The sequence below is a fragment of the Microtetraspora fusca genome (genome assembly GCF_001570365.1).
In the GTDB taxonomy this organism is placed as follows: Bacteria; Actinomycetota; Actinomycetes; order Streptosporangiales; family Streptosporangiaceae; genus Microtetraspora; species Microtetraspora fusca.
Window position 1 is genome coordinate 56,714 of record NZ_BBYK01000066.1, and the last position, 22,922, is coordinate 79,635.

Here is a 22,922-nt window from a genome sequence, read left to right on the forward strand (position 1 = left end):
TTGACGTCGCCGGGTTCTGCCGTGCTGCGTGCGTTACCCCCTCGCTAGCTCGAAGTTGCGACGCGAGGAGGGGTGAGCGCGCATGAATACGATCGTGATCGTTCTGGCGCTGGCGGTGGTGCTGCTGACGCTCGTAGCGATCGCCGCGCTCGTCATGGTGGTGCGCCACACCGGAGGCTCCCGGCGTAAAGGCCCTTCCCCTGAGCAAGTCGCCGCGGCCGAGGCCGAGGTGAACGAGGAGCTTGAGCAGGCGAGGCGTCAGGCGGCGGAGATCCGGGGACAGGCGGAGAGAGACGCGGGCGAGATCGTCAAGAAGTCCGAGTCTGCCGCCGAGAGCGCCGCGCTGATGCGCAAGGAAGTCGAAGAGGAGGCGCGGCTCCTCAAAGGCGAGATCAAAGAGCTGCGCACCGATCTCGAGCGCAGGGAGAGCCGCCTGGTCGAACGGGAGCAGCGGCTCGACGAGGAGGCGCGCAGGCAGGCCGAGCGGGCGCGCAAGCTGGCCGAGACCGAGACCGAGCTGGCCGATCGACGGGTCGAGCTCGACCAGGTCGCCGACAACCGGCGAAAGATCCTGGAGCGGGTCGCGGGGCTCACCGCCGACCAGGCCAAGAACGAGCTGGTCAAAGAGATCGAGAACCAGGCCAAGCGCGAGGCCGCCCTGATCGTCCGCGAGATCGAGAGCGAGGCGCGCAAAGAGGGGGAGAAGCGCGCCTGCAAGATCGTGACACTGGCGGTTCAGCGGGTCGCCACCGAGCAGACCGCGGAGTCCGTGGTCAGCGTGCTGCACCTGCCCGGCGACGACATGAAGGGCCGCATCATCGGGCGCGAGGGCCGCAACATCAGGGCGTTCGAGTCCACGACCGGGGTCAATCTGATCATAGACGATACGCCCGAGGCGGTGCTTCTCTCCTGTTTCGACCCGGTCCGGCGGGAAACCGCCCGGCTGACGCTGGAGCGGCTCGTCCTCGACGGCCGCATCCACCCGCAGCGCATCGAGGAGGCGTACGAGCGCAGCAAGGCCGAGGTGCGTGACCTGTGCGTGCGAGCGGGTGAGGACGCCCTGGTGGAGCTCGGCATCACCGACATGCATCCCGAGCTGATCACGCTGCTCGGCCAGCTGCGCTACCGGACGTCCTACGGGCAGAACGTGCTCAAGCACCTGATCGAGTCCGCGCACATCGCCGGGATCATGGCCTCCGAGCTGCGGCTCGACCGCGACCTGGTGAAGCGCTGCGCCCTGCTGCACGACATCGGCAAGGCGCTGACCCACGAGGTCGAGGGCAGCCACGCCCTGATCGGCGCGGAGATCGCCCGCCGGTACGGCGAGCACGAGGACGTCGTCCACGCCATCGAGGCGCACCACAACGAGGTGGAGGTGCGCACCGTCGAGGCGGTGCTCACCCAGGCGGCCGACGCGATCAGCGGCAGCCGTCCCGGGGCCCGGCGCGAGTCCCTCGAGGCGTACGTGAAGCGGTTGGAGCGGCTGGAGGAGATCGCCCAGTCGTACGACGGCGTGGAGAAGGTGTTCGCGATGCAGGCCGGACGGGAGATCCGGGTCATGGTCCGCCCCGACGCCGTGGACGACATCCAGGCCCAGGTCATCGCCCGCGACGTCGCCAAGCAGGTGGAGGAGGAGCTGATCTACCCCGGCCAGATCCGCATCACCGTCGTCCGCGAGTCCCGCGCCACCGAGTTCGCCCGCTAGTGGTGTGTCCGCGAGTCTTGGCTGGGTCGGTCACTTCGCCGGAAGGAAGCTGCGGTCCTCGCGAAGCCCGCTTCGCCGGGCCTTCGCTCCCTTCCGCTCCGCTCCCTCGATCCCGGTGAACGTTCGCGGACAGCGCCGCGCCGCGGCGGCCGGACCACCGATCATCCGGTTCATCGACTCCGCGGGTCGAACTCGCGGTTGTCGGCATTGGAATGCGTGACCGCGCCCTGGAGCGGGTCGTGTTCTCAGCGGCCCGGGGTCCGTTCTCGCTCAGCCCGGCCGCGGGGAGGCGTCACGGGTGGCCGAGGTCCGGTGGCCGCGTGCCCGGCGCCGCGCGCAGCACCACGTAGCCGTCGCGCTCGTACACGACCTGGTAGCCGTTGCGACGCAGCAGGGCAACGCGTGCGCGCTGCTCGTCGACACCCGTGAACGGGAACGTCATCCTGCCCGTGTCGGCCACCACCCAGGGCGCCCAGCGCGGACGCCGGTCCCACAGCAGCACGCGCGTACGCGAGGTGAGCGCCGGGCCGACGTAGTTGGCCGCCTCCACCAGCACCCCGTCCGGTACGGCGGCCGCCGCCCCGGAGGCGGCCTGGACGCGGGGCGCGGGGGTGAGCAGCCGTCCGTACGCGAAGAACGGGACGAGGGCGACGGCGACCGACAGGAGCGACGCGGCCAACGGCGTCTTACGCACGACGAGCCGGGTCCGGGCGATGCCGTCCGCCGCCGCGCAGAAGAGCACCACGACGATGAAGGCGTTGTAGTGGTACTCCGTCCCCCACCAGTTCGGGAACGAGCCGGCCAGCATCCGGGCGGCGAGCGGCGGAACCGCGATAAGTGTCAGCGGCGAGAGCAGACACAGGAAGAGCACCATCGCGCCCAGCAGGGCGACCGTGGCGGCCTTCTCGGACGGGGTGACCAGCAGCGCCAGCGCGTCCAGCGGATGGGTGAGAGCCCGCACGGCGGCGGAAGGCAGGTCGGGGCCGAGCGTTCCGTAGGCCCAGTAGTAGTCGGCCCGGCCGCCGAAGGCCGGGATGAGCACGTGGGTGGTGATCATGACCGCGGCGAGGCCGGCCACCACCAGCGGCAGCCCCACGCGGAAGCGGCGGACGGCGATCAGGAACAGGCCGTATCCGGCGATGACCAGTCCCATGTCCTCCTTGACGCACAGGAGGAGCGCCCCGGCCAGCACCGCCTGTCGCGGCCGGCCCGCGTCGTGGCGTTCGATCATCCACGCGGTCAGCGCCGGCGCGAAGGCCACCTCGTGGAAGTCGAAGACGACCGCCTCGGCGATCGGCCAGGACAGTGCGTACGCGCCCGCGATCAGATGGGCGGCCGCCGCGCCGAGCCGTCGCCGTGCGAACAGCCACAGCGGCGGGATCGCCGCGGCCAGCAGCACCCCTTGGAGGACGAGCAGGGTTTCCGGCCCGTCGTGCAGCCAGTAGAACGGCGCGAGCGAGGCCAGGATGGGCGACCAGTGGTCACCGAGGACCGAGAAGTCCGGGCCGAAGTCGTTGTGGACGCCCTTCGCGATCGACACCGGCAGCCCGAAACGCGAGTAGGACCTGACCGCCTGGTCGAAGATGACCAGGTCGTACGTGCCCAGGCGGAACGCGTGCAGGCGGATCAGGCCCGCCGCCGAGTAGAGCGCCGCGGCCGCCGCCGTGATCACGGTCAGCGCGGTCGCCGTACGGTCGAGGCGGGGGCGGCGGCCGACCGTCCCCCACGGGGTCGTGAACCTCATCAGTCCATCGCGATGAAGATCTGTAGATAGAAGGAGAGCTCCGCGGCCAGCGCGGTGGCCTTGGTCTCCTGGCGGCGGAAGCCGTGCGACTCGCCTTCGAAAGCGAGATAGGTGCAGGGTACGCCGTGCGCCGTCATCGTGTCGGCGAACGCCTCCGACTGGGCCGGTGGCACCACCGGGTCGGCCAGTCCCTGCATGAGCAGCATCGGGCAGCCGATCTCGCCCGCCCTGGCCAGCGGCTCGCGGGAGCCGTACAGCGCCTCGGGGCCGACCAGCCAGTCGATGTAGCGGGACTCGAAGTCGTGCGTGGCGGCGACGAGCGGGGCGAGGGCGCTGACCCCGGCGATCGACACGCCTCCGGCGAAGACGTCGGAGGCGCAGCAGGCGGCCATCACGGTCCAGCCGCCCGCGCTGCCGCCCCTGATCGCGATGCGCGCCGGGTCGGCCAGGTTCGCCGCCGCGAGCCACCGCGCCGCCGCGACGGCGTCCTCGACGTCGATGATCCCCCACTGCCCGCGCAGCCGCTCCCGGTAGGCGCGGCCGTACCCGGTTGAGCCGCCGTAGTTGAGGTCGAGCACGCCGATGCCGCGGCTGGTGAAGAACGCCTTCTCCAGGCTGAGCTCGGTCGTCGCGTGCCCGGTCGGTCCGCCGTGCACGAACACGACGTACGGCGCGGCGGTCGCCGCGGTCGCGTCGGGACCGGAGGGCGGGTACAGGAACGCGTGGACGGAGCGGCCGTCGCCGCTCTCGATCTCGACGGCGCGCGGGGTCGGGAGATAGGCGGCTTCGGGCAGTTCGGCGAGGTCGCCGCACAGCAATTCGACCCGGCCGCTGGCGGCGATCCGGACGATCGCCCTGGGCAGGCGCGGGCCGTACGCGATGCCGGCGACGCTGCGCCCGTCGCAGGCCAGCGCGGGGACCCAACCGGTGTAGGGGACCTCGACGTCGGAAAGCGTCCCCGTGGCGGGGTCGAGGATGCCGAGCCGCAGGTCGCCGCGCCCGTGCAGCACCGCGAGCCGGCCGTCCCCCAACGGCTGGTACGGCCGGCCGCCGAGCTGCCAGAGCGGCCCGGCGAACTCCTCCTCGGCCGGGTGGAGCGCCCGGCGGGCGCCGCCGAGGAGGTCGGACTGGTAGAGGTTCCACCAGCCCGAACGGTCCGAGACGAAGTAGAGGGTGCGGTCGTCGCGCCAGCACGGGGCGAGCACGGACTCGTCGGCGCCGCCCGCGATCGCCACGGTGTGCCCGTCGGAGATCCGGGTCACCCGCAGCTCGGTGCCGGTCCACGGCATGGCCGGGTGGTCCCAGCAGACGTAGGCGAGGTGCCGCCCGTCGGGGGAGAGCGTGGGGAAGGCGTAGAAGTCGCTTCCGCTCACCCGCTCCACGATCCCGTCCGTGCGGCCCTCCTGCGCCGCCGCGAGCGACGCCGTCGGGAGGGACAGGGAGACGATGGAGCGGCTGACCACCCCGTCGTCGTGGTGGCGTTCGCGTACGCACCACAGCTCGGGGCCGTCGGGGCTCTCGTGGACGAGCAGGTCGGCGTAGCGCAGCCCGCCGGGACGGTCCGGCTCGGGCGTGAGCGGCCACGGGTCGGCCCCTGCGGCGGCGAGATAGAGCCGCTGGTCGGCGTGGTTCGCGAAGACGATGCCCCGCCCCGGCACGACGGCGTAGGAACGCCCGCCGTACTCGTGGACGCGGGTGCGCGCGTCCCAGGGGGCGGGGAGTAACTCGTGCAGCATCCCGTCGGCGTGGCGGTGGACGACCGTGCGTCGCCCGCCCTCCGCCGGCCGGTCCTCCTCCCACCACAGGTGGTCGCCCATAACGGTGGGGAAGCCGAGTGACAGCCCCGACCGGGCGACGTCGGTGGTCGAGATCGGCGATGGCCAGGCTCCGTGCGGCATGGGCTCGGGGGACATGCCTCCCATCCTGACGGACGGAAGGTCGCCGTGTCCGCTCACCCCCTCCGGAGACGGGAGCAGACGAGACGTCCGCCGCGTCCCGCAACGGGGGCGCTATCTCGGATCGAGAGCGGGAGGGGTGGTGTAGCGGGTGGCGAGCACGCCGAGATGACTGATCACCGCCCGCTTCCAGGCGCCGTCGTCGAACATCCGCCGCAGCGCGGCGTCGATCTCCTCCCGCGTCCCCTCTGTGTTCGCGCGGATGCCGTACCGGTGGACGGCGAGCGAACGGCCGCAGAGCCGGAACCTCCCGGGGTACTGCGCGTCGAGCCCCACCAGGACCGGCGCGTCGGCCACGATGGCGTCGACCGTCCCCTTCGCCAGCAGCGGAGCGCACGCGGCGGGCACGTTCGCCACGGCGAGGAACGCGGCCGTCCACGCGGCCCCCAGCTTGCGGACCAGCGGAGCCGCGTCCGCGCGGGTGCCGCACACACGCCGGTCCCGCAGGTCCTTCGGGCCCGCGATGGTCAGGTCCCGCGCGCGTACGAGGAGGTCGGAGCCGGTCACGAGGTACGGCCCGGCGGAGTCGGCCGCGTCGGTCGCGCCGACGACGATGTCGGCCTCGTCCGGGTCGCCGGTGTACACGATCCGCCCGTCGCTGTAGCCGAGTTCGCGCGCCACGTACTGGGCGATCGCGATGTCGAAGCCGGTGTAGCCCCCGTCAGGGAGCCGGACGACCAGCCCGGGGTATCCGACGCGCACGCCGACGACGAGGACGCCGCCCCTGCCGCACGAGGTGAGGGAGGCGACCGTCAGCGAAAGGCCCAGGAACAGGGCCGCGACGTGCCGCACGAGCCCAAGGATCCGGGCGGGTCCGGCTCAAGGCCAAGCAGCGACACGACAAGGAACCGGAAAGAAGCCGGCTCGCTGTTCCAACGCGTTTCATTCGGCATGCGCCTGCGAGATGAAGCGCGGTTCCACTCCCGTTCGATCGCGGCCGCCGAGCTTTCCGGCGTGCCCGACCGATCAGACGACGCCGGCTCCGGTCGCCTCGGGCTCGCCGACGCCTCCGGGCGGGATGATCGGCTGCACCGCCGTCCGGTGGCTGCGCCTCGTACGCCGCTCCAGCCAGTTCGCGAGCGCGCTGAGCGACATGTTGAGCCCGACGTAGATGACGCCGATGACGATCGCGGCCGGGATGAGCGACCCGAAGTACACCGCCGGGATGAGCTTGAACCCCATGTTGAGCAGGTCCACGTAGGCGATGATGTAGCCGAGCGCCGTGTCCTTGAGCAGCACGACGAGCTGGCTCACGATGGCCGGCATCATCGCGGTGACCCCCTGGGGGAGCAGGACCAGCCGCATCACCTGGCTCTTGCGCAGCCCGATCGCCTGCGCGGCCTCGGCCTGGCCGGGGGGCACCGCGCGGATCCCGGCCCGGACGACCTCGGCCAGCACGGACCCGTTGTACAGCGTGAGCCCGGCCACCAGCGCGACCAGAGAGTAGTCGCCGCCGCCGAACACACTCGGCGCGAGGTAGAACAGGAAGAAGATCAGCAGCAGCAGCGGGATGGCGCGGAACGTCTCGACGATCGCGCCCGCGACGACGCGGAGCCAGCGGTGGTCGGAGAGCCGGGCCAGGCCGAAGACCGCGCCGAAGATCAGCGCGCAGATCGCGCCGAGACCCGCCGCCTTCAGCGTGCCGAGGAGCCCCGGGATGATGTATTCGGTCCAGGTCGAGGCGTCGAGGAAGGGCTTCCAGATCTCCCCGTCCCACTGCCCCTTGGCGTCGAACCTGGCGTAGACATAGTACACGGCGGCGGCCAGGACGACCACCGACAGCACGGTGAGTACGGCGTTGCGGAGCTTCCCGCGCGGGCCCGGGGCGTCGAAGAGGACGTTCGTGCTCATCGGACCACCGCCAGCCGCGACGCCAGGCGGTTGGTGAGGAAGCCGACCGGCATCGTCACCACCATGAACGCGATGACCAGCCCGATGAAGATGGGGATCGACACGCCCGTGTCGTCGAACGTGTCCTTCATGACGAAGGCCGATTCCATCAGGTAGCCTCCGGCGATCGCCACGGTGCTGTTCTTGATCATCGCGATCATCACGCTGCCCAGCGGCGCGATGACCGTCCGGAACGCCTGCGGCAGGATGATCAGCCGCAGCGACTGCAGGAACGTGAGCCCGATGGCGCGCGCCGCCTCCGCCTGCCCGAGCGGGACGGTGTTGATGCCCGCGCGCAGCGTCTCGCAGACGAACGCCCCGGTGTACGCGGACAGGCCGAGCACGACCAGCCAGAAGCTGTTGGTGCTCGGGGTGTCGGAGAAGATCAGTCCGATGGTGTCGCTGAGGCCGAGCGAGGAGAAGGCCAGCACCAGCGTCAGCGGCGTGTTGCGCACGATGTTGACGTACAGCGTTCCGGCGGCGCGCAGCACCGGCGTCGGGGCGACCCGGGCCGACACCAGGATCGTGCCCAGCACCAGGGCCAGGGCCCCGCAGATCAGGGAGAGCTTGACGTTCTCCAGGAAGCCGGCCAGCAGGGCCGGCGCGTATTTGATCAGATCGTCCATCGTGCTCCACCGGTGGGGAAGGCCGCCGCCGGACGGGTGACCGGCGCGGCGGCGGCCGTGTCAGGTGTTCTCAGGGCAGGTCAGGAGCAACCCTCGAACGTCGGCACACCGGTGGGGGCCTTGAGCCCCTGCGCCTGGCCGAACCACTTGGTGAAAATCTGCTGCATGGTGCCGTCCTGGTACATCTTCCCGATGGCGGCGTTGACGGCCTCGCAGGTCTTGGTGTCGCCCTTCTTCAGGCCGACGCCGTACTTCTCGTCGGTGAACGGCTGGCCGAGGATCTTGAACTTGCCCGGGGCCTGGCCGGCGAACCCGGCGAGGATCAGGTCGTCGGTCGTGACGGCGTCGAGGTTGTTGCCGCCGAGCTTGCTCACGCACTCGGAGTAGGTCGCCGCGCCGACGAGCTGGGCGTCGAGGTTGAGCTCGCCGTCCGGCGGCGGGTCGGTGATCCGCTTGTAGGAGTTGGAGCCCGCCGCCTGGCAGATGCGCTTTCCGGCCAGGTCGGTCGGCTTGGAGATCGCGCTGTCGTCGCTGCGGACCATGACGTCCTGGTGGGCCAGGACGTACGGCCCGCCGAAGGTCACCTTCTCCTTGCGGCTCTCGGTGATGGAGTAGGAGGCGAAGATGATGTCCACGGTGCCGTTGGCGAGGAACGCCTCGCGGTTGGACGACGCGGACTCCTTCCACGTGATGTCCACGTCCTTGCCGCCGGCGAGCTCCTTGACGACGTACTTGGCGACGTCGACGTCGAAGCCCTCGGGCTCGGAGCCCTTCTTCAGGCCCAGACCGGGCTGGTCCCACTTGGTGCCGACGACCACCTTGTGTGCTTTCTCCAGCTTCTCGGCGACGCTGGAGTAGCTCTCGTCGCCCCCGCCGCAGGCCGTCAGGCTCGCGGCTGTGGCGGCGACGGCGAGAGCCGCCCAGACTCGACGTGCTCGCATAACTGCCACCTCTTCTTCCGTGCGCTGAGCCGGGTCGCGGCTCGGGGGAGGATCCCGTGATCAGTGCGTGAGGATCTTGGAAAGGAAGTCTCTGGCCCGGTCGGTGCGGGGACTGTCGAAGAACTCGTCGGGCGCGGCCTCTTCGACGATCTCGCCGCCGGCCATGAAGACGACGCGGTTGGCGGCCCGGCGGGCGAAGCCCATCTCGTGGGTGACGACCATCATGGTCATGCCGTCACGGGCGAGGCCGGTCATGACGTCGAGCACCTCCTGCACCATCTCGGGGTCCAGCGCGGAGGTCGGCTCGTCGAAGAGGATCATCTTGGGGTCCATGGCCAGCGCGCGGGCGATGGCGGTGCGCTGCTGCTGGCCTCCGGAGAGCTGGGCCGGATACTTCGCGGCCTGCGAGGCGATGCCGACCCGCTCAAGCAACTCCATGCCGCGCTTCTCGGCCGTCTCCCTGGGGACCTTGCGGACCTTCATCGGTCCGAGGGTGACGTTCTCCAGGATCGTCTTGTGCGAGAAGAGGTTGAAGGATTGGAACACCATCCCGACGTCGGAGCGGAACCGCGCCAACGCCTTGCCCTCCGCGGGAAGCTCCTGGCCGTCGAAGGTGATCGTGCCCGAGTCGATGGTCTCCAGGCGGTTCACCAGACGGCACAGGGTGGACTTGCCGCCGCCGGACGGCCCGATGACCACGACGACCTCGCCGCGCGCGACGTTCAGGTCGATGTCCTTGAGCACATGCAGTGTGCCGAAGCTCTTGTTGACGCCTCTCAAGCTGACAAGCGGGTCACCAGGCTCTGTCATGGCCTACAACGTAGGGGGGTCAACCTTGCCGTGTCACTAGGTCACGGTACCGATCAGATCACAGGCTCCCTACGTGCACATGTCAGGTCATTTCTCCCGCCTTCACCGGGACGGAGGCGCATCCGTCCCGGGACGGTGGGCCGCTTGGCTGGATTCGCAGCGATACGTCCAGAGCGGTCGAGAGCGGCCCAGGGAGAAGCGGTGAGTCATCGATGGTGAAAAATTCCGACCTGTTCAGAAGGAATGTCGCCGGGGGCGCCATGCTGGCGTGGCCGGTGCTGGAGTTCCTGGGCTTCCTCACCTCGCCGCCGGGCACGAGCCACGCCCCGGCGGTCTTCGCGAGCCGGCCGGTGCAGGTCCAGGCGAGCGCGCTGCTGTTCCAGTGGGCCACCATGGCCCTGATCCCCGCGATACTCGGGCTCGCGCACCTGCTGCGCGTACGCATGCCGCGCACCGGCAACGTGGGCGCCGCGATCGGGCTGACCGGAGCCGCGAGCGCGGTCGCCCTCTTCACCACCGATTTCTACGACCTCGCGCTGGCCCAGACCGTGCCGGCCGAGCAGGCCGTACGCGTGACCGAGACCGCCGGCGCGCTCGGCGGCTTCGTGTACGGCATGCTGCTTCCGGGGTTCCTCGCCCACGTCGGCGTGCTCACCCTCATGACGGGCCTGGCCCTCGCCAAGGCCGGGCCGTGGTGGCTGCTCCCGGTGACGCTCATGGGGATCGTGGGGCCGTTCCTGACCCTGGGCCAGACGCCGGCCGTCCAGTCGATCGGAGCGCTGTTCCAGCTCGCCGCGTTCGGCTGGGTCGGGGTGCGCGTGCTGCGCATGCCCGTGGCGACCTGGGCGGCCGCCTGATCCTGCTCGTCAGCCGCCGAGACCGGACTCCCTGGCGCGGATGATCGCCTCGGCCCGGTCGGCCACCCGCAGCTTCGCCAGGATGTTCGACACGTGGTTGCGCACCGTCTTCTGGCTCAGGCCGATCCGCGTGGCGATCTGCGGGTTGGTCAGGTGGGAGGCGAGCAGCTCCAGGATCTCCCGTTCCCGCCGGGTCAGCTCCGGGAAGGCCTCCTTCTCGCCGGACCCCCGGGAGAAGTAGTCCGTCAGTCGTACGGCCAGGGCGGCGCCGAAGATGGCCTCGCCCTCGGCCACCGCCTGGATCGAGCGGACCAGCTCGGCCCGCCGCGCACCCTTCAGCACGTAGCCCCTCGCCCCGGCGCGTACCGCGGCGAGCACCGCGTCGTCGTCGTCCGACATGCTGAGGACGAGGACCCGGACGTGGGGATGGTCCCGCACGATCCGCTCGGTGGCCGCGACCCCGCCCATGCCGGGCATGGCCAGGTCCATCAGGACGACGTCGGGCTGCGCCCTCGTGACGAGGGCCAGGGCCTGCTCGCCGCTGGCCGCCTCGTCCACCACCTCCACGCCCTCGACGGACCGGAGCAGCGCGCGCAGCCCGGCGCGGAACGCGGCATGGTCGTCAACGAGCAGCACGCGGATCGGGTCCATCGGTTACCGGCTCTCCTTCCGTCGTCTCCCGGCGCTCCGGGAAAGTCTCTCGATCGTCGCCGAGAGGCAGCTCGGCGAGCACCCGGGTGCCGCCCTCCGCCCGGGGCTCGACCAGGCACGAACCGCCGAGCTCGGCCGCCCGCTCGCGCATCGACGCCATCCCCACGCCCGCGCCCACGCCCCTCGATGCCGGGCCGGCATCCGTGTTCGACGGGTCGGGTCCGTCGTCGGCGACCTCCAGACACAGGCGGCCGTCGGCCGCGGACAGGCGGATCAGGGCACGTGTGGCCCCGGAGTGCCCGCGCACGTTGGCCAGCGCCTCCACCGCGATCCGGTACGCGGCGACCTCCACCGCCGCGGGCAGCGTGGGCAGCTCTCCCGCGGACTCCACCCGCACGTCCAGCCGCGCCCCCGCGCTCCTCGGGAGGCCGGCGACGTGCGCGCGGATCGCGCCGAGCAGGCCGAGGGTGTCCAGCGCGGGCGGGCGCAGCCCCTCCACCAACGTGCGCACGTCGTTCATGGCCGCCTGGGCGTCGGTCATGATGTCTTCCAGCATGGCCTTCGCCGCCTCGTCCTCGACCATGTCCTGCAGGGCCTCCGCCCGCATGGTGAGCGCCGCGAGGGTGGGACCGAGGCCGTCGTGCAGGTCCCTGCGGAGCCGGCGGCGCTCCTCCTCCCGGGCGACGACCAGGCGTTCGCGCGACCTCCGGAGGTCGGCGGACAGCCGTACGGAGTGGACGGCTACGCCGGTCTGCCTGGCCAGGTCGGCGAGGACGCGCCGGTCCTTCGGCCCGAACCCGCTCTCGCCCGGACGTGGGGACAGGACCAGTTCCCCGACGGGCTCGTTGTGGTAGACCAGCGGCAGCCGTACGAGGTCGGGGGCGGGCACGCCGTGCGCGTGGGACGGACCGCCGGCCACCTCGACCGCGACGTGCGGCAGTCGCAGCGCCTCGGCCACGGAGCGGGCCACCGCCGCCAGCACGGCCGAGGGCTCCGCCGTCTCCTCCAGCCGCCTGCCCAGCAGCGCCACCACGGCGTACGGATCGTCACGCCTGCCGTACATGAGCAGATTGATCCAGCGTTGGACGCGGTCGCGCAGCGGGGCGAAGACCAGCGCCACCACCCCGGCGGCCACGATCGAGACCGGCAGCGTGCTCCCGGATCGGAAGATCGCCCCGAGGTAGGCGACCGTCGCGACGTATCCGCCGACGACGCATCCGGAGAGCAGGAGGTACACGAACGTCCGGTTGATGACGAGGTCGATGTCGAGCAGCCGGTGCTGGAGCACGGCCACGCCGACCGCGACGGGCAGGAGGACGCCGCCCAGCGTCCCCGCGAGCTCCCAGAGCGTGCTGCTCGCCGGCCAGACGGCCTCCGGCATGTCGTCGGTGAGCCCGGCGACCAGGCGGGCGACGACGATCAGACCGGCCAGCCCGGCCGCGTACGCCAGCCACTTGACCTGGTCGCGCTCCCGCCGTCCGCCGTGCCGGGACCGGCGGACGAGATCCACCGCGCCGACGACGAACAGCGTGCCCGAGAGGACCGTCGTCGCCGGTTCGGCGATCCGGGAGAGGTCCGCGAGAGCGGGCACGCCGAGCGGGTTGACCACCGCGGTGCCGAGCCCCGCCTGGTCGTTGGGCCCCGGCCGTACGGCGCTCAGCGCCATCGCCGCCACGCAGATCACGCCCACCGCGCCCAGCAACGGCCGCCAGCGCTGCGAGGGGAGCCGCCCGGCGGGGAAGAAGAGGGGGACCGAGGCGAGCGAGACGTTCGCCGGGACCCACAGCCAGGACTGCGGCCAGGCCGATGCCTCGGCCAGCGGCGCCCCGGTGGAACGCGCGAAGATCGCATATTGACCGAAGGCGTCGAGCAGGGTGAAGGACAGGCCGCCGGTCGCCATGATGAGGCCGATCGCGTTGCCGGGCCGCCGCACGCCGATCAGGCCGCCCACGCCGCCGAAGGCGGCCACGAAGAGCAGGTGGCTCTGGGAGAACGGCTCCGCCCCGTTGCGCACGCCGAGCAGGAGCGCGGTGACGACCAGCAGGAGCGTGGCCGCACACACGATCAATGCCGTACGCCGCACCGTGACCTCCCTTGTCGCCAGGCTAGTGACGTCACCGCCGAGAAAGATGGGACTTTGTCCCGATTGGAGAGGGATCGGTGCGGCGAGGCGGGATCACCGGTACAGGGCGATGGCGTTCTCGCTGATGAGGGTCTCGACGACGCCGATGACCTCGTTGACCGGGCGGGGGTGCTCCCGGGCGATGGCGCGCAGGCGGTTGACGAGCGGCCCGGACGGCTGGGCGAGGTGGAGCGCCGCCTCCAGTCGCAGGACGCCGACCAGGCCGCACAGCGCGGCGCTCCGCGCGTCCGGCTGCTCGCCGCCCTCGACCGCGCCGCGCACCCCGGCCCGCGCCCGTACGACAGGGGCGATGTCCGCCGGCTGGTACCGGGTCTGCGACACGACGCCCATGCGCCTCCGGGTAACCCGGGTGAGGACGCCCGCGGCGACCAGGCCGCCGCAGACGCGGTCGTAGACGTCCTCGGCCACCTTCTTGAGCCAGAACCTGCTGTCCCGGTTGTCGCGGTCCTTGAGGATCGCCGGGATCAGGCTGTCGGCGATCATGTCCCCGGTGGGGCTGCGGTCGTAGACGGCGAGCCGTCCCTGGGTGATCTCCAGGCGGCCGTTCAGGGCCAGTTCGAGCAGCACCGCGCCCGCGAGCCCGACGCCCAGCGAGGACAGGTGGATCAGGGGCTTGCCGGTCTGGTCGTGGGCGATCAGGTAGAGGTCGTGATGGAGCGGCGACCGGTTCATGACGTCGGGGGGTCCTTTGCTGGGGGCGTCCGGACTGGCGGATCGGCCGGATGCCGTCCCGGCCGGTCCTGAGGGGAGTGCGTGCCTGTGGGCGGGCAGGACGTCCGGCCGCCGACGGCGCCCCTCACCGGTGCTCCTCCGCTGCGGCGAAGCCGGACGGGGTCGGTCTGCGTCCCATGGCGTACAGGACGAGCAGGACCACGGCGCCGACGGCGAGCCAGATCAGACCCACCCTCTGCGCCAGGATATTGGCGTTGATGACAACGAAGATCAGGATCGCCATGCCGATGAGCGGGACGACCAGGTGCCTCAGGAAGTCGGTCGACTTGCGGCGGATCACGTAGTGCGTGATGACGGAGACGTGCAGCACGATGAAGGCGATCAGCGCGCCCATGTTGATCAGGCTGCTGAGCAGGTCGACGCCGTCCTCGCGGGTCGACATCCACAGGCCGAGAACGATGGACAGCGTCGCGACGAAGAGGGTGGCGTTGGTCGGCACAGAGTGCTTGACCGAGACCTTGGCCAGGAAGGACGGCAGCTGCCGGTCGCGCGCCATCGCGTAGAGGAGCCGGGAGACGGCCACCTGCGCGACCATCGTGTCGGCCAGGCCCCAGGAGACGGCGGTCGCGGTGGACGTGACGTGGGCGAGCCAGCTCCCTCCGGCGACCTCCGCCGTGTCGAAGAAGGCGGTGCCGCCCGGGTCGCCGTGCGCGAGCAGGCCGGCCGGGTCGGGGACCAGCAGCGCGGCGACCCACACCTGGACGATGAAGAGCGCGCCAGCCAGGATCAGCGCCAGCCGCATGGCCCTGCCGACCTGGGCGGAGCCGCCCTTGGCCTCCTCGACGAGCATGCTGATGCCGTCGAACCCGAGGAAGGACAGGACGGCCACGGAGACCGCGCCGAACACGACGGGCCAGGAGAAGGTGTCCGGGTTGAACAACGGCGCGAAGCTGAACCCGTGGCCCTTGCCCTGCAGCAGGGCCCAGAACCCGGCCGCGAGGAACAGCCCGAGCACGATCAGCTCGATCGTGATCAGCGCCTTGGTGAGCGAGATGGTCATCCGGATGCCGCGCAGGTTGATGACCGTGTTGACCACCACGAAGAAGACCAGCCACACCCCGACGGGGATCGCGGGAATGGAGGCGTTCATGGCGATCGAGGCGACGAGGTAAAGCAGGCCCGGGGCGAGGATGTAGTCGAGCAGGACCGCCCACCCGGTCATAAAACCGACAGGAGCCGCGATACCGCGGCCGGCGTAGTTGTAGACCGAGCCCGACAGCGGGAACGCCTTGACCATCTGCGTGTAGGAGGACGCGGTGAACAGCAGCGCGACCATCCCGATCGCGTACGTGAGGGCGGGCATGCCCTTGGAGATGGAGTACACGTGGCCGAAAATCGCGAATGGCGCGATCGGCACCATGAAGATCAGACCGTAGAACACCAGGTCGGTCAGTCCGATGCGGCGGCGTAATTCCTGCCGGTAACCGAACTGCTCGACATTCTCCTGGGGCTGCACCACAGCCTCCTCATATCGTCATTTCTCAATGCGAGGGGGACATGTGACCAAAATGCAGTCAATCCGTAATGGATGTCATCTTCTGGTCAAAAAAGTCGTTTAGAGATCTTCCCGTAGCGCCCGATCCGTCGCAAGGGGGAGGGTGACCGGTATGTGGGACGTGGCTCTCGTGTTCTCCGTGAGGGGGTGCGGGGGCCTTACGCCCCGATTCGGCCGGGCCTGATACGTGGATACGGCCAGGGGTGAACCGGGCGGCGAAGTCCGGCTTCCGGGCGCGGGCGAGAAACGAGCCCTACCTGACTCTTTGACCACCTGTTTCCGGCCATTGTCGGACCCTTCGGATTGGATCTTCCTTGTCCCGGCTCGGGATGGGCCGGCGGAGGCGTTCCGGGGTCGCCGGAGCGCCTACCCTTGTTGGTTGAGATGACTGTCACCGAAGCAGGCGCCCGCACGTACGAGGTACGGACCTATGGGTGCCAGATGAACGTGCACGACTCCGAGCGGCTCTCCGGGCTGCTGGAGGACGCCGGATACGTCCGCGCCCCGGAAGGGGAGACGGCGGACGTCATCGTGTTCAACACCTGCGCCGTGCGGGAGAACGCGGACAACCGGCTCTACGGCAACCTCGGGCACCTGCGGCCGATCAAGATGGCCCGGGAGGGCATGCAGATCGCCGTCGGCGGCTGCCTCGCCCAGAAGGACCAGGGCGAGATCGTCCGCAAGGCCCCGTGGGTGGACGTCGTCTTCGGCACGCACAACATCGGCTCGCTTCCGGTGCTGCTCGAACGCGCCCGCATCGCCCAGGAGGCGCAGGTCGAGATCAAGGACTCGCTGGAGACCTTCCCCTCGACGCTGCCGACCAGGCGCGAGTCCGCCTACGCCGCGTGGGTCGCCATCTCCGTCGGGTGTAACAACACCTGCACCTTCTGCATCGTGCCGTCGCTGCGCGGCAAGGAGAAGGACCGCCGTCCCGGCGACATCCTGAGCGAGATCCGCACCCTGGTCGACCAGGGCGTCCTGGAGATCACCCTCCTCGGCCAGAACGTCAACACGTACGGCGTCGAGTTCGGCGACCGGCTCGCGTTCGGCAAGCTGCTGCGCGCCTGCGGGGACGTCGAGGGGCTGGAGCGGGTCCGCTTCACCTCACCCCACCCGGCGGCGTTCACCGACGACGTCATCCACGCGATGGCCGAGACGCCCAACGTCATGCACCAGTTGCACATGCCGCTGCAGTCGGGCTCCGACCGGGTGCTCAAGGCCATGCGCCGCTCGTACCGGGCGGAGCGCTACCTCGGCATCATCGACCGGGTCAGGGCCGCCATGCCCGACGCGGCCATCTCGACCGACATCATCGTGGGCTTCCCCGGCGAGACCGAGGAGGACTTCCAGCAGACCCTCGACGTGGTCCGCGCGTCCCGCTTCGCCAACGCCTTCACCTTCCAGTACTCCATCCGCCCCGGCACTCCGGCGGCGACCATGGAGGACCAGGTGCCCAAGGCCGTCGTCCAGGAGCGTTACGAGCGCCTGGTGGCCCTCCAGGAGGAGATCTCCTGGGAGGAGAACAAGAAGCAGGTCGGGCGCACGCTCGAGGTGCTGATCGCCGAGGGTGAGGGACGCAAGGACGACGCCACCCACCGCCTGTCCGGTCGCGCCGCCGACAACCGCCTGGTGCACCTCGCCGCCGTGGACGCCCGTCCCGGCGACATGGTGACCGCCGAGGTGACGTACGCCGCCCCGCACCACCTCGTCGCCGACAAGGTCGCCTCCGTGCGGCGTACGCGCGCGGGGGACGCGTGGGAGGCGCGGCAGGCCGCGCCGAGCGCCGGGAGCGCGGTCAGCCTGGGCATGCCGACCATCGGCCGGCCGCCGGCCGAGCCCGCTCCCTCCTCGGCCTGTTCCGCTCACTCGTGACGTAGGCGCTCGGCCTGGCCGAGCGCCGGGATGCTTCCGAAAGGGACGGTCGCCGTGCGGTGGCCGTCCCTTTTCCGCGTAGTACGGGGCTCAGGGGCGGGGCGCGGTCATGCTGTCGAGGAGCCGGTAGCAGTAGTCCCGGCGGAAGTCGTGGAAGGTCGCGCAGGGGTCCGGAAAGAGCCGACCGCGCGGCCGGATGCGGTCGGACGGCGTGGCGGGCCTCCGTCGCGCGGTCCCCGTCTTCCCGGTGATCGAGGCTCCTCCGGTGTCCGCCGTCTTGGGAGTCGGTTTCGGAGGGGTCGGCGTCGGCTTCGGGGCCGCCGTCACTCCGGGCGCGGGCGACGGCCACGCGTCTCCGGTGCTCCGGACCGGGGGAGGGAACGGCACCGGCGACATCCGCGCCGCGGGACGCGACAGCGGCGGCAGCGTGAGCCCGGTGAGGGACTGCGGAGCCGTTCCTCCCGGGCCGCCGGGGCCGAGGCGGACCGTGCCGAGCCCTCCGGGGTCCAGGACCAGGCCGTCCGTGCCGATGTGGCTGGTTTCCCCATCGTCTGCGCTGGCGTCGCTCGCCCGCGCGCGGTCCGGTCCGGTCGTGCCGATGGCCGCGGTCCCGGCGCGGGAGGCGTTCGCGGAGTCGCCGTTGCGGCCGACCGGCGTGCCGGCGTGCCCGCTGGGGCTCCGGCCGGTCGCCGAGCCGTCCGCGGCCCCCGGCGCGCCGCCGAGCGCCGGGTCCAGGCCGTGAACGTGGCCGAGCGACGCCGGGCCGCGTGCGGAGTCCCGGGCTCCCAGAGCCGCCCCGCCGATCGAGGGATGACGCCGATGACCGTCGTCGCCTTCCACCGGACCGCCGGCGGCGCCGAGCAGCACGCCCACCCCGGCCAGGGCGACGACGCCGGCGGCTCCCGCCAGGGCGATGCCCGTACGCCATGGGTGCTGTCGTCGCGAGACGTCCGCAAAATCGCTCAAGCCTGACAAGACATGACTCTTTCGTGATCGGCCGACGCCGCTCCGTCACGGCGGGCGGGGGACCAGTGTGGTGCACCGGCCGGGCGCGTGGCGCCGATTCGGCGATCCCGTTCCGCCGACCCGCTTCACCTCGGGCGATTTAAGATCATTACAGATGAAGTGGTGTTATTTGAGTGGTTAATGTGCGAAAGGTGGCTTCTGCTGGCTAGGCTGGCCGGACCCTTCGGAAGCCTGGAGGTTTCCCCCGACCAGCCGCAGGGAGCTGTTTCACCTTGGACACGCACGATCGACCGCCGTACCACGAGGAGGAGCCGGCCCGGCTCACTCCCGCTCACCCGCCGAGATCGGCGGGCGGCCCGCGATCCCGCCGCAAGAGCGGTCTGGACAAGCGCATCGTTGCCGGAGCCGCGCTCGTCGCGATCCTGGCCACCGGCGGCGTGGTGTACGCCGTCGCGGGCTCGGGAGGAGCGGGCGGGCCGGCCCAGAACGGCCAGTCCGCGGACGGCCGCCCCACGCCGGGCGCCGACGCCGGGGCGGGCGACGAGAGCCCGCCGGACGCAGACGCCGCACCCGATGACGCGGGTAAGGACGGCGCGGGTAAGGATGACGCGGGCTCGGGCGGTGGCTCGACCGCGGGAGGCTCGTCCGCGACCGGCGGCGGGTCCGGCTCCGGCACCTCCGGCGCGAACGGCGGCACGGCGCCCACCACGAGTGGGAAGACGTCGTCCGCCACCGGGAAGTCGCCGGCCAAGTCGCCCGCCGGCGAGACGAGCGACCCGGACGGGCTGGACCGCACCGGAGGCGCCGGCGTCGTCGAGCCCGGAGAGCCCGCCGGCGGCAACTGACCCGCGCCCGTCCGGCGGGACGGTCGGCGGCCGATGTCGCGACGGATAGCCTGGGGCGGTGCTCGTCGCCGCAGCGGTATGCCCGCATCCGCCATTGATCGTCCCCGAGCTCGCCGGATCGGCCGCGTCCGAGCTCGATCCGCTCCGTACGGCGTGCACGGAGGCGCTGCGGTCCCTCGTCCGGTCCCGGCCCGACGTGATCGTCGTGCTCGGCGGCGCCGAGCGGAGCGCCTCGTATCCCGCTGACGCCGCGGGCACGTTGCGGCCGTGGGGCGTGGACGTCCGGGTGGGCCGGGGCGACCCCGTCCTCCCGCTGTCGCTCACCGTCGGCCGCTGGCTGCTCGACCACGCGGAGCTTCCCGGGACGGTTCCGGCCGTCCGGTCCGAGGCGGTCGCCTTCGACGCGCCGCCCGACGAGTGCGCGGCGCTCGGCGCCAAGATCTCCCGGGCGGGCGACCGGGTCGCGGTCCTCGCCATGGGGGACGGCTCGGCCCGGCTGACCGAGAAGTCCCCGGGATATCTGCGCCCGGCGGCGGCGCCGTACGACGAGTTGCTGGCGGACGCGCTCGGGAACGCCCGGGTGGACCGGCTGGCCGCCCTCGACCCGGCGGAGGCCGCGGATCTGTGGGTGGCCGGGCGGGCCGCGTTCCAGACCCTCGCCGCCGCGGCGATCGCCGAGGGCGGTCCCGGCGGGCTGTGCGGCGAGCTGCTCTACAAGGACGCGCCCTACGGCGTCGGCTACCTGGTGGCCCGATGGTCCGCCGCGGACGCCGCCTGACCGCGCCGTCGATCGATCAGCCCTGCCGCTTCGGTACCGGGACCCGCATGAGGTCGCGGGCGAGGACGACCTCGCCACCGAACGCCTCGCCCGCCTCGTCGAGGAAGCGCGGCTCGTCGTCCGCCGAATACCGCTCCGAGAAGTGGGCCAGGACGAGCCGGCGCACCCCGCACTCGGCCGCCACCTTGCCCGCCTGGGCCGCGGTGAGGTGGCCGTACTCGGTGGCCAGGGCCGCCTCGGCGGACAGGAACGTGGACTCGACGACCAGCAGATCGACGCCCTCGGCCAGCGCGTACACGCCGTCGCAGAGCCGGGTGTCCATCACGAACGCCGCGCTCTGGCCGGGGCGCGGCGCGCTGCAGTCGGCGAGATGGACGGTGGAGCCGTCGGGGGCGGTCACCGTGCCGTTCCGGTGCAGCTCCCCGATCATGGGGCCGGTCACGCCGCGCCTGGCGAGCTCGGCGGGGAGCATCCGTCGCCCGGCCGGCTCGTCCACGCGATAGCCGTACGACACGACGGGGTGCGAGAGCGGCCGCGCGGTGAGGGTGACCGGTCCCGCGGGCAGGTGCATGACCTCGCCGGACACCGGCCGCGCCTTGATGACGGAGGTGTCGGCGAAGGCCGAGGCGTGCCGCAACCGCTCCCAGTACGTCTGGCCCGCGGCGGGGTAGGCCGCCTGCACCTGGTGGCCGACGCGGTCCCGGGCGATCCGCTGCACGACGCCGGGCACCCCGAGGCAGTGGTCGCCGTGGAAGTGCGTGACGCAGATCCAGGTGATGTCGTGCGCGCTCACCCCGGCGTGCAGCATCTGCCGCTGCGTGCCCTCGCCGGGGTCGAACAGGAATCCCTCGCCGTCCCAGCGCAGTAGATAGCCGTTGTGGTTGCGCCGCCGGGTCGGCACGGCGCTTGCGGTTCCGAGAACGACGAGTTCGCGCAGCACGTCTGAAAACTATCGCGGTGGTGGGAATCCTCCCAGCACGGCTGTTCCGGGCCGGGACGGTGTCCGCTGTGGCGGAACGGACCGGAAGAATGGAACGTATGGAGACAGTCGCCTTCGGCAGCGTCCCGACCAAAGTCGGCGACGTCCTCGCCGCCGTGACGGAGGACGGCGTCGCCGTCACACTGTTCCAGGATGGCCCCGAGGCCCGGGCGCGGATCAGCGAGCGGCTGCGGATGACCGTCGTCGAGGACCCGGACCGCACGGCGCCGGTCCGGGAGGAGCTGGCGGCCTATTTCGCCGGCGACCTGCGCGAGTTCGGCGTGGCCCTCGACTGGCGGCTGATGTCCAGCATTCAGCGCCGGGTGCTCGGCACGCTCTTCGCCACGGTCCCGTACGGACACGTCGTGACATATGGCGAACTGGCCGCCCGGAGCGGCACCGGCGTTCCGGCGCGCGGGATCGGATCGATCATGGGCAGCAACCCCATCCCGATCATCGTGCCCTGCCATCGCGTCGTCGCGGGCAACGGCCTGGGCGGCTTCAGCGGCGGAGAGGGTGTGGAGTCGAAGCGCTGGCTGCTCACCCTTGAGGGATACCTGCAGCCCACCCTGGACTGGGACCTCTGATCCGGTGCCGCTCCGGACTCGCGGAGCGGCACCCGGGACCCTTCGGGGGCGGCGACGCGGCCCCCTTCGCGCCCGTCGGCGCGGCCGGCCTCAGCGGGGTCCGCCTCCACCGGGCCCGCCGGTGATGTCGCCAGGGCCTTCCCTCCTGCCCGGCTCCTCGCCGAGCCTGCCCTCGGTGCCCTCGAACGTGTCGCGTGCGGTGCCTGTGGCGTCGCGCTCCATGGTCTCGTGCATCTTGGCGTGACGCTGCTTCGGGATACTCTGCAGCCTCTCGGCCGTGTTGCTGAGTATCTCCTTGACCTTGTCGATGATCGACATCGTGACATTCACCCCGATTCGATGCGACCGGGCCGTACGGCACCCCCTTACCCAGGAGTTGAGAGACTTATCGTTGTGGGCCTGCTACCTGTCATCGCCGTCGTGGGGGCCACGGCGGCCGGAAAGTCCGACCTGGCCGTCGATCTGGCGCTCCGGCTGGGCGGCGACGTCATCAACACCGATTCCATGCAGCTTTACCGAGGCATGGACATCGGGACGGCGAAGCTGACCGTCTCCGAGCGCAGGGGTGTGCCCCACCACTTGCTGGACATCTGGCCGGTGACCCGGACCGCGAGCGTCGCCGAGTACCAGGGGCTGGTCCGTCCGTTGATCGACCGGCTCAGGTCGGCGGACCGGGCGGTGGTCCTCGCCGGCGGCTCCGGGCTCTACGTCCGGGCCGCGCTCGACGACCTGGAGTTCCCGGGGACCGACCCCGCCATCCGCGAGCGACTGGAGAAGGAGCTGGCCGAGATCGGACCGGCCCCCCTCCACGAGAGGCTCACCCGGCAGGACCCGGTCGCGGCGGCCCAGATCCTGCCGAGCAACGGCCGCCGGATCGTCCGCGCGCTTGAAGTGATCGAGCTGTCCGGGCGGCCCTTCTCGGCCACGATGCCGTCGTACGACTCCGTCTACGACAGCGTGCAGATCGGCGTCGAGGTGCCGCGGCCGATCCTGGACGAGCGGATCGCCCTGCGGGTGGACCGCATGTGGAACGCCGGCCTCGTCGAGGAGGTGCGGCGGCTCGCCGAGCTCGGCCTGGCGGAGGGGCGTACGGCCAGCCGGGCGCTCGGCTACGCCCAGGTGCTGCGCTTCCTCGAGGGGGAGTGGACCGAGGAGCAGGCCAGGGACGAGACGATCCGGGCCACCCGACGGTTCGCCCGCCGCCAGGAGTCGTGGTTCCGCCGCGACCCCCGCGTCGTGTGGCTGCCCTTCGACGCCCCTGACCTGACGGACCGGGCACTCGCCCTGATCCGGCGGTAGTCCCCCCTCAGCCGGAGGCAGGTCGCGTCCGGAATGGTGGGCGGCGA

Annotated in this window: 21 protein-coding genes; 7 read left to right on the forward strand and 14 right to left on the reverse strand. The window is 71.4% G+C overall.

From position 1 onward, the window contains the following. Positions 1-82: 82 nt before the first annotated feature. Positions 83-1,705 (forward strand): ribonuclease Y, encoded by a 1,623-nt coding sequence (gene rny / locus AWQ68_RS31425; protein ID WP_066947396.1) that lies wholly within the window; start codon positions 83-85, stop codon positions 1,703-1,705. Between the two features lie 292 nt (positions 1,706-1,997). Here the strand turns inward: rny and AWQ68_RS31430 are convergent, their stop codons facing one another. From AWQ68_RS31430 to AWQ68_RS31460, 7 genes are all read right to left on the reverse strand, one after another. Beyond that, entirely contained in the window at positions 1,998-3,449 is a 1,452-nt protein-coding gene (locus tag AWQ68_RS31430) for a DUF2079 domain-containing protein (protein ID WP_245656266.1), read from the reverse strand. Continuing rightward, the gene (locus AWQ68_RS31435) at positions 3,449-5,362 is read right to left on the reverse strand and encodes a S9 family peptidase (RefSeq protein ID WP_066947400.1); all 1,914 of its coding nucleotides are present in this window, start codon (positions 5,360-5,362) and stop codon (positions 3,449-3,451) included. The genes AWQ68_RS31430 and AWQ68_RS31435 overlap by 1 nt, the downstream gene beginning before the upstream one ends. A 96-nt stretch (positions 5,363-5,458) precedes the next feature. Next, positions 5,459-6,196 (reverse strand): type 2 periplasmic-binding domain-containing protein, encoded by a 738-nt coding sequence (locus AWQ68_RS31440; protein ID WP_066947402.1) that lies wholly within the window; start codon positions 6,194-6,196, stop codon positions 5,459-5,461. A 174-nt stretch (positions 6,197-6,370) separates the two neighbouring features. After that, entirely contained in the window at positions 6,371-7,255 is an 885-nt protein-coding gene (locus AWQ68_RS31445) for an amino acid ABC transporter permease (protein ID WP_066947405.1), read from the reverse strand. Then, positions 7,252-7,920, reverse strand: a complete 669-nt coding sequence (locus tag AWQ68_RS31450; protein WP_066947408.1) for an amino acid ABC transporter permease — start codon at positions 7,918-7,920, stop codon at positions 7,252-7,254. The genes AWQ68_RS31445 and AWQ68_RS31450 overlap by 4 nt, the downstream gene beginning before the upstream one ends. Positions 7,921-8,000: 80 nt before the next feature. After that, positions 8,001-8,861, reverse strand: a complete 861-nt coding sequence (locus AWQ68_RS31455; RefSeq protein WP_066947410.1) for a glutamate ABC transporter substrate-binding protein — start codon at positions 8,859-8,861, stop codon at positions 8,001-8,003. A 60-nt stretch (positions 8,862-8,921) separates the two neighbouring features. Next, a complete protein-coding gene (locus AWQ68_RS31460; protein WP_066947413.1) occupies positions 8,922-9,671 on the reverse strand; it encodes an amino acid ABC transporter ATP-binding protein in 750 nt (249 codons plus the stop codon). Positions 9,672-9,883: 212 nt separating this feature from the next. Here AWQ68_RS31460 and AWQ68_RS31465 point away from each other — a divergent pair, with 212 nt between their 5' ends. Beyond that, complete coding sequence (locus tag AWQ68_RS31465; protein ID WP_157545984.1) at positions 9,884-10,528, forward strand: hypothetical protein; 645 nt, start codon at positions 9,884-9,886, stop codon at positions 10,526-10,528. 9 nt (positions 10,529-10,537) lie between these two features. On the opposite strand, the gene AWQ68_RS31470 is transcribed toward AWQ68_RS31465, so the two are convergent. The 4 genes from AWQ68_RS31470 to AWQ68_RS31485 all read right to left on the reverse strand — a co-directional run bounded on the left by AWQ68_RS31470 (position 10,538) and on the right by AWQ68_RS31485 (position 15,510). After that, positions 10,538-11,179, reverse strand: a complete 642-nt coding sequence (locus AWQ68_RS31470) for a response regulator transcription factor (RefSeq protein ID WP_157545987.1) — start codon at positions 11,177-11,179, stop codon at positions 10,538-10,540. Then, a complete protein-coding gene (locus tag AWQ68_RS31475) occupies positions 11,151-13,262 on the reverse strand; it encodes a sensor histidine kinase (RefSeq protein WP_157545990.1) in 2,112 nt (703 codons plus the stop codon). The genes AWQ68_RS31470 and AWQ68_RS31475 overlap by 29 nt, the downstream gene beginning before the upstream one ends. A gap of 93 nt (positions 13,263-13,355) precedes the next feature. After that, positions 13,356-13,994, reverse strand: a complete 639-nt coding sequence (locus tag AWQ68_RS31480; RefSeq protein WP_066947420.1) for a GOLPH3/VPS74 family protein — start codon at positions 13,992-13,994, stop codon at positions 13,356-13,358. Between the two features lie 124 nt (positions 13,995-14,118). After that, complete coding sequence (locus AWQ68_RS31485; RefSeq protein WP_066947519.1) at positions 14,119-15,510, reverse strand: APC family permease; 1,392 nt, start codon at positions 15,508-15,510, stop codon at positions 14,119-14,121. A gap of 423 nt (positions 15,511-15,933) precedes the next feature. Between AWQ68_RS31485 and miaB the strand changes: the two genes are divergently transcribed. Then, positions 15,934-17,421, forward strand: a complete 1,488-nt coding sequence (gene miaB / locus AWQ68_RS31490; RefSeq protein WP_066947423.1) for a tRNA (N6-isopentenyl adenosine(37)-C2)-methylthiotransferase MiaB — start codon at positions 15,934-15,936, stop codon at positions 17,419-17,421. 90 nt (positions 17,422-17,511) lie between these two features. Here the strand turns inward: miaB and AWQ68_RS31495 are convergent, their stop codons facing one another. Next, positions 17,512-18,387, reverse strand: coding sequence for a hypothetical protein (locus AWQ68_RS31495; RefSeq protein ID WP_157545993.1), 876 nt, complete (start codon positions 18,385-18,387; stop codon positions 17,512-17,514). 272 nt (positions 18,388-18,659) lie between these two features. On the opposite strand from AWQ68_RS31495, the gene AWQ68_RS31500 reads away from it, so the two are divergent. Continuing rightward, positions 18,660-19,232: a hypothetical protein gene (locus AWQ68_RS31500; RefSeq protein ID WP_066947429.1), complete on the forward strand. Its 573-nt coding sequence runs from the start codon at positions 18,660-18,662 to the stop codon at positions 19,230-19,232. Positions 19,233-19,290: 58 nt separating this feature from the next. Further along, entirely contained in the window at positions 19,291-20,010 is a 720-nt protein-coding gene (locus AWQ68_RS31505; RefSeq protein WP_066947432.1) for a class III extradiol ring-cleavage dioxygenase family protein, read from the forward strand. Positions 20,011-20,026: 16 nt separating this feature from the next. Here the strand turns inward: AWQ68_RS31505 and AWQ68_RS31510 are convergent, their stop codons facing one another. Then, positions 20,027-20,950 (reverse strand): ribonuclease Z, encoded by a 924-nt coding sequence (locus tag AWQ68_RS31510; protein ID WP_066947435.1) that lies wholly within the window; start codon positions 20,948-20,950, stop codon positions 20,027-20,029. Positions 20,951-21,048: 98 nt separating this feature from the next. Here AWQ68_RS31510 and AWQ68_RS31515 point away from each other — a divergent pair, with 98 nt between their 5' ends. Beyond that, a complete protein-coding gene (locus AWQ68_RS31515; protein ID WP_174554169.1) occupies positions 21,049-21,576 on the forward strand; it encodes a methylated-DNA--[protein]-cysteine S-methyltransferase in 528 nt (175 codons plus the stop codon). 90 nt (positions 21,577-21,666) lie between these two features. Here AWQ68_RS31515 and AWQ68_RS31520 read toward each other — a convergent pair whose 3' ends face one another. After that, positions 21,667-21,894 carry a hypothetical protein gene (locus AWQ68_RS31520; RefSeq protein WP_066947439.1) on the reverse strand — a complete coding sequence of 76 codons (228 nt, stop codon included), beginning with the start codon at positions 21,892-21,894 and terminating at the stop codon, positions 21,667-21,669. 81 nt (positions 21,895-21,975) lie between these two features. Between AWQ68_RS31520 and miaA the strand changes: the two genes are divergently transcribed. Next, entirely contained in the window at positions 21,976-22,875 is a 900-nt protein-coding gene (gene miaA / locus AWQ68_RS31525) for a tRNA (adenosine(37)-N6)-dimethylallyltransferase MiaA (RefSeq protein ID WP_373281565.1), read from the forward strand. The last annotated feature ends 47 nt before the right edge of the window (positions 22,876-22,922 follow it).